Annotated in this window: 16 protein-coding genes; 13 read left to right on the top strand and 3 right to left on the bottom strand. The window is 34.0% G+C overall.

Annotation, left to right across the window (positions count from 1 at the left end):
- Positions 1 to 762: 762 nt before the first annotated feature.
- Genes ACNQGX_RS14430 through ACNQGX_RS14420 form a run of 3 tightly spaced genes read right to left on the bottom strand, consistent with a single transcriptional unit; the run spans position 763 to position 2,084 of the window.
- The gene (locus tag ACNQGX_RS14430; RefSeq protein ID WP_417977384.1) at positions 763 to 1,128 is read right to left on the bottom strand and encodes a DUF6705 family protein; all 366 of its coding nucleotides are present in this window, start codon (positions 1,126 to 1,128) and stop codon (positions 763 to 765) included.
- A 13-nt stretch (positions 1,129 to 1,141) separates the two neighbouring features.
- Positions 1,142 to 1,642, bottom strand: a complete 501-nt coding sequence (locus ACNQGX_RS14425) for a hypothetical protein (RefSeq protein ID WP_417977382.1) — start codon at positions 1,640 to 1,642, stop codon at positions 1,142 to 1,144.
- A gap of 52 nt (positions 1,643 to 1,694) precedes the next feature.
- Positions 1,695 to 2,084 (bottom strand): hypothetical protein, encoded by a 390-nt coding sequence (locus tag ACNQGX_RS14420; protein WP_417977380.1) that lies wholly within the window; start codon positions 2,082 to 2,084, stop codon positions 1,695 to 1,697.
- Between the two features lie 438 nt (positions 2,085 to 2,522).
- Between ACNQGX_RS14420 and ACNQGX_RS14415 the strand changes: the two genes are divergently transcribed.
- The 13 genes from ACNQGX_RS14415 (at position 2,523) to ACNQGX_RS14355 (ending at position 10,120) form a co-directional block, all read left to right on the top strand.
- A complete protein-coding gene (locus tag ACNQGX_RS14415) occupies positions 2,523 to 2,777 on the top strand; it encodes a hypothetical protein (protein WP_417977378.1) in 255 nt (84 codons plus the stop codon).
- 4 nt (positions 2,778 to 2,781) lie between these two features.
- On the top strand, positions 2,782 to 3,234 hold the full coding sequence (locus tag ACNQGX_RS14410) for a SprT-like domain-containing protein (RefSeq protein WP_417977377.1): 453 nt from the start codon (positions 2,782 to 2,784) through the stop codon (positions 3,232 to 3,234).
- Between the two features lies 1 nt (position 3,235).
- Positions 3,236 to 3,409, top strand: a complete 174-nt coding sequence (locus ACNQGX_RS14405) for a hypothetical protein (protein WP_417977375.1) — start codon at positions 3,236 to 3,238, stop codon at positions 3,407 to 3,409.
- A 46-nt stretch (positions 3,410 to 3,455) separates the two neighbouring features.
- The gene (locus ACNQGX_RS14400; protein ID WP_417977373.1) at positions 3,456 to 6,350 is read left to right on the top strand and encodes a hypothetical protein; all 2,895 of its coding nucleotides are present in this window, start codon (positions 3,456 to 3,458) and stop codon (positions 6,348 to 6,350) included.
- Positions 6,347 to 6,592, top strand: coding sequence for a hypothetical protein (locus tag ACNQGX_RS14395; protein ID WP_417977371.1), 246 nt, complete (start codon positions 6,347 to 6,349; stop codon positions 6,590 to 6,592). The genes ACNQGX_RS14400 and ACNQGX_RS14395 overlap by 4 nt, the downstream gene beginning before the upstream one ends.
- 18 nt (positions 6,593 to 6,610) lie before the next feature.
- Complete coding sequence (locus ACNQGX_RS14390; protein ID WP_417977369.1) at positions 6,611 to 6,919, top strand: hypothetical protein; 309 nt, start codon at positions 6,611 to 6,613, stop codon at positions 6,917 to 6,919.
- A gap of 63 nt (positions 6,920 to 6,982) precedes the next feature.
- Positions 6,983 to 7,288, top strand: coding sequence for a hypothetical protein (locus tag ACNQGX_RS14385; RefSeq protein ID WP_417977367.1), 306 nt, complete (start codon positions 6,983 to 6,985; stop codon positions 7,286 to 7,288).
- Positions 7,289 to 7,292: 4 nt separating this feature from the next.
- Positions 7,293 to 7,532, top strand: a complete 240-nt coding sequence (locus ACNQGX_RS14380) for a DUF3850 domain-containing protein (protein WP_417977365.1) — start codon at positions 7,293 to 7,295, stop codon at positions 7,530 to 7,532.
- Between the two features lie 4 nt (positions 7,533 to 7,536).
- A complete protein-coding gene (locus tag ACNQGX_RS14375) occupies positions 7,537 to 7,782 on the top strand; it encodes a hypothetical protein (RefSeq protein ID WP_417977363.1) in 246 nt (81 codons plus the stop codon).
- A gap of 25 nt (positions 7,783 to 7,807) precedes the next feature.
- Positions 7,808 to 8,284: a hypothetical protein gene (locus tag ACNQGX_RS14370; protein ID WP_417977361.1), complete on the top strand. Its 477-nt coding sequence runs from the start codon at positions 7,808 to 7,810 to the stop codon at positions 8,282 to 8,284.
- Positions 8,285 to 8,294: 10 nt separating this feature from the next.
- Positions 8,295 to 8,666, top strand: coding sequence for a hypothetical protein (locus tag ACNQGX_RS14365; RefSeq protein WP_417977359.1), 372 nt, complete (start codon positions 8,295 to 8,297; stop codon positions 8,664 to 8,666).
- Positions 8,667 to 8,880: 214 nt separating this feature from the next.
- Positions 8,881 to 9,843 carry a reverse transcriptase domain-containing protein gene (locus ACNQGX_RS14360; protein ID WP_417977357.1) on the top strand — a complete coding sequence of 321 codons (963 nt, stop codon included), beginning with the start codon at positions 8,881 to 8,883 and terminating at the stop codon, positions 9,841 to 9,843.
- A complete protein-coding gene (locus ACNQGX_RS14355) occupies positions 9,830 to 10,120 on the top strand; it encodes a hypothetical protein (protein WP_417977355.1) in 291 nt (96 codons plus the stop codon). Before ACNQGX_RS14360 ends, ACNQGX_RS14355 begins: the two co-directional genes overlap by 14 nt.
- The last annotated feature ends 69 nt before the right edge of the window (positions 10,121 to 10,189 follow it).

Below are 10,189 nucleotides of genomic sequence, written 5' to 3'. Positions count from 1 at the left end.
GATTTCATTACTAACCTCGTAAAAGCTACAAGCAAAAAAGAGGTAATGAGTATCTGTGGATATAGCTATGTGTTTTTAGATGAAATTTGGACTATATAATACATGTGTTTGGTATTACAATTCTAAAATTGAATAAATTACAGATATAAAAAAACCCAATCACTTAAATTATAAGTAATTGGGTTTTTTCTTGCAGAGAGGATGGGATTTTATTTCCTCAAATCTCAAAACTTAACTGTCATGTTTTCAAATACTTACAATTCAAAAAACGTTAAATTTTGACGTTGTTTGACACAAATATGACACAGGATGCAGAGGGAAAACCACAATAAATCCAAGGCTTACCACCTTTTTTACAATTTTCAAAACAGGCTTTTTTCTTAAAAACAAGCCGTTTTCTTCCGTTCTCATGCAATAGCGTAGCGGTTGCATAAAAACCGTTAGTATTGTATTATTTCATAGCACAAATGCGACAGCTTTTGTGCTATGAAATAATACAATACTAACACCGCTTAATAATCTCCCAGAGCGCTAAACCTTTGGGGAGCCCTGTTTTTCCGTTTCCCTTCCCCTTTCTTCTTTATATTAATATTTTTTGTATTATTTGTATTATAATAAGTAAAGTATAGTAAAATAAAGGGTTAACAGAGAATACAAAAAATAATACAAAAAAAAGAAAATACAAAAAAATTGTATTTTTAGAAAAACGAACAAAAAAATAAGCCAAAAACGGATTTTTGGCTTTTAAGGCTAGATTTTGACTTAGAAGTTACAATCTGTATTATCTATGTCTTTTACAAAACCGTAACCTTTTTTATAAATTTCATAGTAAGGCTTGTTCTCACTGTCAATATAATATTTTAATAAAAAACTTTGCGGTTTTCTATCATTATAGGCTAATGTTATAGTTCCTTTTGTTAGATAATATTTTCCTTTCAAAACATTATCAACATCATTGAATACAAAAGTTCCGTTTTTAGCGAAATGAATATTTACTGTTGCTGCGTGAGGTGTCCACCAGCAACCGACTAAAATATTCTTGTTACTGGAATTCGAACGAATTACTTTTTGAGCGATACAAGTTCCAAAAGAAAGAAATAGGATCGCTAATAAAATTGTTTTTTTCATATCTAATAATAAATTAATTTTCTTCGCCGTCACCATCTACGTCACCTGTATAGTACTGGTCAATGTATTGTAATTGTTTGTCAAGAATTGCATCTAGTCCGCTTTCTGTATCATCATATTCTGTAAATTCCGTTTCATCGTCATTTTCTCCGTCTTTGTCATGGTCTTCACTTGACGAGGATAATTCTACGTTGCCATCATTATCGTTATCTTGGGCGTTAATCGTAATTACTTCAACTTCTTCCTCACTACCTTCATTCGCATCGACTATTTGTATTTTTTTTTCTGCAAAAAATGACTTTGCAAGTTCGATTGCTTCATTAATTAATTCTTCTTTTAAATTTGGGGCTACAAAATTTAAAACAACACCCAGCAATGGGAATAAAACACCATCTTTCTCTTTGTAATATTTGCCGTCTATTTTAACAATTTTTGACTTTTCATTAATTGTTGCCGCATCACAAATATTAAATGATAAAATTGAAACTAAAGCAATGGGTATGATTTTTTTCATTTTTTAGTAGGTATTGGTTAGTGTTACTTTTTTATTCCAAACGACCCGCAGATTATGCGGTACGGCTTTTATCCTGTCCACTCAATTTCATGTTTTCGTCTCTCAATCTCAAATTTTCTGCTTCCAGTAATTCTATTATTTTGTCTTTAGATTTAATTAAATCTAAATCTTTTGAATTTCCATAGGTACTGTTTTGCTCTCCTACTGAATATTCATCAATCGATAGTTTTCCTCTCCCAGTAATAAGCCAATTCAAATTTACATCATCAAACTTATTTGATATATCTAGTAAAATTTCAAACGAAGGTTTATTGTTTTCTTTCTTTAAACGATTGATTTTTTCAGAGGAAGCATATTGCAAACCATTTTTTGCAAAATCAGAAATGTTTTTAAATCCCTTATATTCAGATAGTTGTAATATTCTTCTAAAAAATTCATTCATAATAATCAAATTTATTTGTTTTTATCAAACATGTTTGTATATTTGTCAAACAAAGCGGATGAAAAACCACTTTAAAACAGATAAAAAGCAACTTGCAAGATAATAAAATTTTGCAGGGACTTTAGAAAAACAAAAAGGAAATTTTAACAAAAAAATATCCCGTTGCAAAAGCCATAAATACGCCTTTGCAAAACTGTTTTCACAATTATTTGTAAGGCAAATTTTATGCCAATTAGTAAGAAAAATATTCAATATAATAGCGGCCAAAAAAAGTATTTACAGAAAGTACCGATTGCACCAAAAGATAAAGGAACTGTATCGCTATCAATCCGGTACAAAAACAATTTTTGTGCCTTACACCGACGATTTGCAAAACAAATACATCCTTGAATTGCAACGTAATTATGATTACCAAATTCAACTAGAAATACCTATCACATGATAACCGAGAAACAGAAAGAGACGATAATAGAGGTTTTGGGTAAACAATTTTCGAGATTAATAATCCCACACCTCACGAAAAAGAAAATATTTAATGCAGACGGTCACGAATTTTCGCCCGCCTCCATCCAAAAGATAGTTTCGGGAAAGCAACCCAATGAAATAGTAGAACTGGAAATTGCAAAACTCGTTGCAAAGGTTAAAACCCAAAAGAAAAAAAACCAAGAGACTAAAAACAAGTTTTTAAGATAAACGTATGCGACTATTACAAGCTGAAAAATTGGTAAACGAATTAATGGAAAAACATGGATTAATTCAGGACGGATGGAAATTTAACTGGTTAAAACACAGCAGTATTGCGGGAGTTTGTAATTATACCAAAAAGGAAATAAATCTTTCCTTAGAACTCACCATGTTAAACACGGAGAGTGAAGTTAGAGACACCATTGTTCACGAAATCGCACACGCTTTAACACCTAACGAGGGACACGGCAAAAAATGGAAAGCTAAATGTGTTGAAATTGGTTGTCGTCCTGAACAATTCTACACTAACGACCAAAAAGTGACTACTAATTCCAGATACATTGCCACTTGTGAAGCTTGTGGATTAGACTATAAAAGAGAAGAAATAATACTTTCCTGTTTTTGTCAAGCTTCAATAAAAATGAGAGATCGAATATTATTAAAATGGACTGATAGAAAAATATAATATGGCATTTATACACACAAAAAAGCAACTGGAAGCATATAAGAAGAAGATAGAACTGCAAAGGGATTTATTGCCTTTGAGTGACATTTTTACCGAAGAGGATAAAGGCGCAATTGATACAATTTATCGGGATTTGATAGAAATATGCAATCACCGCCTTTTAAGCTTTTCATAAGAATAAAAATAGCCAAAAATAAAGCCACTACCCCAAATAACCAAAAATGAACACTAATTACCCTATAACTACCGAACAACTTTACGAGGCTACAAATAAAGGGTTAGACATATATACTAAGTTTTTGAGCCTTCCCGATGGTGCTGAAAACGGCAAAGTGAAGTTTAAATATCGTGAAAGCGAAACCTCTGAAAGTGCCGTTTTATTCCTGAATAAAGGGGTTTATAAGCTTGTTGATTTTGGAGGCGAAACTTACGATCCTATTTCTATGGTGATGGACAAATTCGGGTTGGAATTTGGTCCCGCATTCAAAAAACTTTGTGACGAATTTAATTTATCTCCAAACAACACCTTTTACAAACCCGAAAAAGAATTTAAAGACACGGAACTTCCTTTGGATTATTTCGATATAAAATTTAAGGACTTCCAAAGTTTAGATCACATCGGGCGTTTTGTAGACCCGTATAATGTAGATTTAGCTGGTTATAATTTTCACGAAGTTGATTCTTACGAAAAAGTAATCATTTCCAGCAAAACCAACCAACCTACTTTATTAAAAGTTACCGCTACCAAGGAATATCCAATTTTTGCCTACACCCCTTATGCTAAAGTTTGGGGCAAACTGTACGAACCAAAAGCAACTAAAAACCAAAAAGGATTTTCAAGCAAGCATTCCTATTTTGGCGCAAAGCCAAAGAGATACGTTCACGGTTTGCAAAGGATTTTAGACAGCGTTGACGTTGACTATATCAAAGAGGTTAGAGAACGCATTAGAACCGAAAAAAACACAAAAGTAAAAGAGGCGTACCTTGAAGAATTGGATGAACTTTTACTGGATGAAATATTTATATGTACTGGCGGGAGTGATGGGCTTAACCTTGCTTCATTGGGCTATGATGTGATTTGGTTTAACTCAGAAAGCGAGCAAGTAAGCCATGAGGAATATATGCTGCTTAAAACCATTGCAAAGAACGTGTATAATCTTCCTGACATTGATAAACAGGGCGTTAAATACGGTAAAGAAGTTGCGGAAAACTTTTGGGAATTGAAATCAGTTTGGTTGCCAAAGGATAAAATGACGGCAAACGGTAAAGATTTTAGAGACTGGTTAGCCTTTTATCGTTCGTCAGATAAAAACGCTATAAAAGGATTTTTTGAAAACCTAAAACGTGGGGCTTTAAAATGCAAATTCTTTGACAAAAAACCATCAAAAACAGGTGCGGGAGTTTATAAAATTAACCTTTCTAACTTGCATTATTTTTTGAACGTAAAAAATTATTACACCTACAAAATTGAGCATAGAAACATAGACATTGCAACCGAAGAACAAGTAATATTCATAAACATAAAAGGGAACATTGTCAGTAAATCATCCCCGCAACTGATACGCAAGTTTTGCGAGCGCTATTTAAAAGACAAAGGGCAAAACCTAGACGTTATCAATTTGATAAAAGCAAGCCCATATTTCAATGAAAATCACTTGTTATCATTGGATAATATCGAATTGGATTTTAAAAATTACGATGCTGAAACGCAATACTTTTTCTTCGATAATCAAGTTGCAAAGGTCACAAAGGATAGTGTGGAATTGAAGAAACACGGTCTGGAAGAAAATTTTTCTTGGAACAAATCAGTGATAAATCACACCATTTTAAAAGAGCAACCATTTTTTGAGTATTACAAAGATGATTTAGGGAATGACAGAATTAAAATTTTACGTCAGGATTGTGAATTTCAAAATTACCTTATCAATGGGTCCCGCATTTACTGGAGAAAAGATTTAGAAGCCCCTTTCAGTAATGAACTGGAAAAGCAAAAATACCATGATGAAAACCGTTTCAATTTGAATGGAGATAACCTAGAGGAAGTCCATCACATTGTACAGGAAAAGCACTACTTAAACAAGTGTTTTGCACTTGGGTATATGTTGCACCGCTACAAACAAGAGGATTACGCAAAGATGTTGTACATCATGGATGATACTGTAAAAGACAGTGACGAAGATGCTAACGGGCGTTCGGGAAAATCCTTAATGCTTCGAGGTCTCAGGTGCTTACTGCCACAACGCTTTTTGATTGATGGAAAAAACAAAACCATTACCACTGACAAGCATATTTTTCACGGACTGGACGAAAACTCTGGTTTTGTTGAGATAGAGGATATGGACAAATACATGGATTTTAAATTTTTCTATACCAAGATTACAACAGGCGTAGTGGTAAATCCGAAACAAACCAAACCGTTTGAATTGGATTTTGAGGAAGTGCCAAAATGGGCTTTAACAACCAATTACGGGCTTGCAAATATTAAAGGTTCAGATATTGGGCGTTTGCTTTTTGTTTCCTTTTCCGATTATTACCATGAGAAAACCGATAATTATTTAGAGCAACGAAAAGTAAGCACTGATTTTAATAACAAAGCATTTTTTCAAACGTGGAGCAAAGAGCAATACAATATTTTTTATAATTTCTTGATGCAATGTTGTCAGTTTTATTTGCAAAACAGAGGTCGTGAATTTCAAGCGCCACAAGATAATATTTCGATTAACAACTTGAAAGCTGGAATTGGTGACGGTTTCATGGAATGGGCTGAATCGTACTTCTTAGAAGAGAATTTAAACGTAAAGATTAATAAACATGAGTTAAGAGATAATTATGTTCATGTGATTGGGGCAAAATCGGCTAAATCAGTTCAAGAATTCCGTAAGTCATTGCAAAGCTATTGCAAATTGAAAGGTTGGGTTTTCAATCCAGCAGAACAACAGCGAAAAGATGGGCGTATTGTTATCAATGCACAAGATCACCAAGGCAAGAAAACGACTATAGAATGTTTCTATATCAAAGCCGACACCTTGACAGAACTAGAGGAACCAACCGCACAACAACTGCAACCCGAAATAAAATTTGAAGAAGTAGAAACCGATTTACCCAACTGGTTATGAAAATAGTTGTAATGAATTTAAGAGTAGCCAACAGGGACGATTTTTCAGACCAACAGGGAAGGAAACGGATAGGCACAATGTATTTTCAACAGTCAATAACGGGAGCGATTTGCACAAAGCCTTTCTATTTTACCGAAAACACAGATTTAACCGCATTTAAAATCTTATACGCCAGTAATCAAATTTATGTACCCGTAGGAATATTTGACGAAGTGGAAATTTTAGAAGAAAACAATAACTAATCAATAAAATTAAAAAAAATGGCAAAGCAAGGCAAAAAAAGAACAATGAGTATCTGTTTAACAGACGTGGACAAAGCAAGGGTTTTGGTACACGCAAACGGCAAAAAATACCTAATGATTGAAACGTGGGATTATGATGCTCCGGACAAATTCGACAATGATTTTAGTATTTCTATTTCAAGAAATAAGGAAGAAGTGGAGAAAGTAAGAAACGGGGAAAAATTAGACCGTATTTTTATTGGCAATGGGAGGATTTGGGAGCAAACCGAAGCCACTCGACCAATGACAGAAGCCGAAATAAACGCAGCAGATGATTTACCGTTTTAATCAATAATTCAGCCCAAAGTTTCAATCATCATCAAAAACTAATCAAAAACCAAGTATTATTTTATGAATCTAAAAACCTTAACCTACATCAGAAATAAAGCAGAATTACAAGCATTGTTTTTAAGCCAGTTTACAGCAGATTACATTCGCAATGAAATAAATGAAATAATCAACGAAACGAGAAAAAGTATTACAGCAGGTGCGAGATTATTTGCAAAAAACATATCGACGTTTGAAGCTATCATTTTCATTGATAGAAACGGTGTGCCTGACGGCTACATGTTATCGGACGAATTAAAAATGAAGCTTCACGATTACAGGGAAACTTTTGCAAAGAAAAAAACATCAAAACTGGTTAGTGAAAATTAAAGCTATGACAACACACGATTTAAAAATAAAATATGAGTTTGCAAAACTCCATTTTGAAGGGAGAAAGGATTGGGAAATACGAAAAAATGATAGGAATTTTAAAGTTGGCGATTTAATAAAATTTAAGATTATAGAATTTGCCAGTAGTACGGGATGGAGTTACACAAGGAAAATAACCCACGTTTTTGAAGATACTAATTTCGGACTGGAAGAAGGCTATGCAATCCTGTCCTTATCAAAATAAAACTATGGCACTCAAATCCCACAATCCGACAAACGCCTTAATAAATCGAAACTTTATTATTCGTGTACTGGATAATCCCAAAGAAAACCCAGTCAAAAACACAAAATTAACCTCTGCAAATAAACTTTCAGGGTTAATAAATGATGAGCAACTAAAAATAAAGCTTTTTAACAAGGTTTTAGACGGTGGCAAAGACAAATACACCTTCCTAATAAGAAACCGCCTTAAAATCGAATTTCACTCAAAATAACTTTAAAAATTAAAAAAAACTAATTATGAATGACACGCTAACCGTAGAAAAAGGAAAAGTATTAGAGGCTTATTCTAAAGCCAAATCGCCAAGAAGAGTAATGTTAGAAAACCTTTTCGGAATTAAAACCTTTCAACCTGAAATTAAGGAACGAATCAAAAATTTTGACGATGTGTTGAGAGAGAATAAAATTGCGAAAGGTTGTTTTCTAAAATCATGTGAAGGTTTAACCACTGATGAAGTGGCTTATAAGCAATTAAAGGAAATTCTTAAAGCATTCAATGAAGGTTGGGAACCGGACTGGACAAATAGCAGTCAAGGTAAATATTATCCTTGGTTCAAGATGGGTTCTCCTTCGGGTGGCGGTTTTTCGTACGGCGACTACGATAGCTGGCGCACGGATTCGCGTGTCGGCTCGCGCCTTTGCTTCAAATCGGCTGATTTAGCAAAACATGCAGGGCAATTATTTGAGAGTATTTACAAAGATTTTTTAACAGTTTAAAACAAAAAAAATGTACACAGAAATTAAAACATTCGAAGACGCTTGTAAGGCTATTAATGTAGAGCCTACTATTATTCCAGATTTTTCATTGTTTCCTGAATCAGACAGACAGGCGATGACAGATCACGCTAAATTGATAATCATTGCCAAAGCCATAAACGGCGACTGGGTACCAGACTGGAATAACTGGGATCAATATAAATACTATCCTTGGTTTAAGATGGGTTCTCCTTCGGGTGGCGGTTTTTCGTACTACGACTACGCTCGCTGGATCACGATTTCGATTGTCGGCTCGCGCCTTTGCTTTGAAACCAGAGAACAAGCCAAATATGCAGGAAAGCAATTTGAAGATTTGTACAAAAGCTATTTCGTAAAAGCATAAATAATTGAGGTTGTGTGGTGTCGTTGCTGTAGTTCTCCTTCAGGTGGCAGTTTTTCGTACAACGACTACGATAACTGGAACACGAATTCGAATGTCAGCTCGCACCTGAGCTTAAAATATTAAACACCACAGACCTTGCCAACACGGCAAAAAAACACATTCTTAATAGGTTCGTTAGTAGAGCAATCGAAAGCGAGCCAATCAAAGCAAAGTAATGAAACGACTCAATAATATTTACAGTCAAATTACATCCATTGACAATCTAAGGATTGCTGAAGCAAAAGCTCGAAAGGGCAAAGCCAATCAATATGGTGTGAAGATTTTTGACAAAGAACCCGAAAGCAATATTTTCAAACTTCATGAAATGCTTTTAAACAAGGGGTACAAAACTTCTGAATATACAACCTTCACGGTTTTTGAACCTAAAGAAAGGCTTGTTTTTCGCCTTCCTTACTTCCCTGACCGAATCACCCATCACGCCGTAATGAATGTTTTAGAGCCAATATTTGTAAAGGTTTTTACAGATGACAGTTATGCCTGCATCAAAGGAAAAGGAATACATGCAGCGGCCAATAATATCAAAACTGCATTGCAGGACCAGGAGAATACAAAATACTGTTTGAAGTTGGACATTGTGAAGTTCTACCCTAATGTAGATCACGACATACTAAAAGCGTTACTTCGAAAAAAGTTCAAGGATAACGACCTTCTTTGGTTACTGGATGAAATCATAGACAGTGCCGACGGTTTACCAATTGGCAATTATTTAAGCCAGTATTTCGCTAACTTTTATCTCACTTATTTTGACCATTGGATCAAGGAACAAAAGGAAATAAAATATTACTTCAGGTATGCTGATGACATTGTAATTCTATCCAACAACAAACCCCATTTACACGAAATTTTAGAAGCGATTAAACTGTATTTAAATGACAATTTAAAACTTCAAGTAAAAGGAAATTATCAAGTATTCCCGGTTGAAGCTCGTGGAATTGATTTTGTAGGTTACAAGTTCTACCACACGCACACATTGCTTCGAAAATCAATTAAAAAACGATTTGCAAAAGCAGTATCCAAAACAAAAAACAAAGCCACAATAGCCGCATATAATGGCTGGGCAAAACATGCAGACACAAAACACTTATTAAAAAAATTACTACCCAATGAACAATTTTAAAGACTTCGGAATAAAAGCAAAATCCGAAACTTTTGTCGGAGATAAAAAAAAGATGTCAAAATTACTAAACACAGAAATAATTGTATTAAAACATAAAATAGGACCTTCTAAATATGAGGGTTTGAGATTGGATTTACAGATAAAGATAAATGATATTTTAATGGTTACATGGACAAGTTCAGAATATCTAATTCAAATGATTAACGATATTCCAGATGATGGCTTTCCTTTTAAAACTGTGATCAAAGAAATTAACGAACATTACGAATTCACATAATTGCAGAAAGATTAAATTAAAACACAAACCCTAACCGCTTCCCCCGAAGCGGTTATTTTTTTGCAAAAA

This window comes from Flavobacterium glycogeni, assembly GCF_048286775.1.
Taxonomy (GTDB): domain Bacteria; phylum Bacteroidota; class Bacteroidia; order Flavobacteriales; family Flavobacteriaceae; genus Flavobacterium.
This window is presented reverse-complemented; position numbering and strand designations above follow the sequence as displayed.

What these genes read in the sequence shown, in the direction of transcription:
- ACNQGX_RS14430 (WP_417977384.1), bottom strand. Translation starts at nt 1,128, where the DNA reads ATGAAAAAAACAATTTTATTAGCGATCCTATTTCTTTCTTTTGGAACT.
- ACNQGX_RS14425 (WP_417977382.1), bottom strand. Translation starts at nt 1,642, where the DNA reads ATGAAAAAAATCATACCCATTGCTTTAGTTTCAATTTTATCATTTAAT.
- ACNQGX_RS14420 (WP_417977380.1), bottom strand. Translation starts at nt 2,084, where the DNA reads ATGAATGAATTTTTTAGAAGAATATTACAACTATCTGAATATAAGGGA.
- ACNQGX_RS14415 (WP_417977378.1), top strand. Translation starts at nt 2,523, where the DNA reads ATGATAACCGAGAAACAGAAAGAGACGATAATAGAGGTTTTGGGTAAA.
- ACNQGX_RS14410 (WP_417977377.1), top strand. Translation starts at nt 2,782, where the DNA reads ATGCGACTATTACAAGCTGAAAAATTGGTAAACGAATTAATGGAAAAA.
- ACNQGX_RS14405 (WP_417977375.1), top strand. Translation starts at nt 3,236, where the DNA reads ATGGCATTTATACACACAAAAAAGCAACTGGAAGCATATAAGAAGAAG.
- ACNQGX_RS14400 (WP_417977373.1), top strand. Translation starts at nt 3,456, where the DNA reads ATGAACACTAATTACCCTATAACTACCGAACAACTTTACGAGGCTACA.
- ACNQGX_RS14395 (WP_417977371.1), top strand. Translation starts at nt 6,347, where the DNA reads ATGAAAATAGTTGTAATGAATTTAAGAGTAGCCAACAGGGACGATTTT.
- ACNQGX_RS14390 (WP_417977369.1), top strand. Translation starts at nt 6,611, where the DNA reads ATGGCAAAGCAAGGCAAAAAAAGAACAATGAGTATCTGTTTAACAGAC.
- ACNQGX_RS14385 (WP_417977367.1), top strand. Translation starts at nt 6,983, where the DNA reads ATGAATCTAAAAACCTTAACCTACATCAGAAATAAAGCAGAATTACAA.
- ACNQGX_RS14380 (WP_417977365.1), top strand. Translation starts at nt 7,293, where the DNA reads ATGACAACACACGATTTAAAAATAAAATATGAGTTTGCAAAACTCCAT.
- ACNQGX_RS14375 (WP_417977363.1), top strand. Translation starts at nt 7,537, where the DNA reads ATGGCACTCAAATCCCACAATCCGACAAACGCCTTAATAAATCGAAAC.
- ACNQGX_RS14370 (WP_417977361.1), top strand. Translation starts at nt 7,808, where the DNA reads ATGAATGACACGCTAACCGTAGAAAAAGGAAAAGTATTAGAGGCTTAT.
- ACNQGX_RS14365 (WP_417977359.1), top strand. Translation starts at nt 8,295, where the DNA reads ATGTACACAGAAATTAAAACATTCGAAGACGCTTGTAAGGCTATTAAT.
- ACNQGX_RS14360 (WP_417977357.1), top strand. Translation starts at nt 8,881, where the DNA reads ATGAAACGACTCAATAATATTTACAGTCAAATTACATCCATTGACAAT.
- ACNQGX_RS14355 (WP_417977355.1), top strand. Translation starts at nt 9,830, where the DNA reads ATGAACAATTTTAAAGACTTCGGAATAAAAGCAAAATCCGAAACTTTT.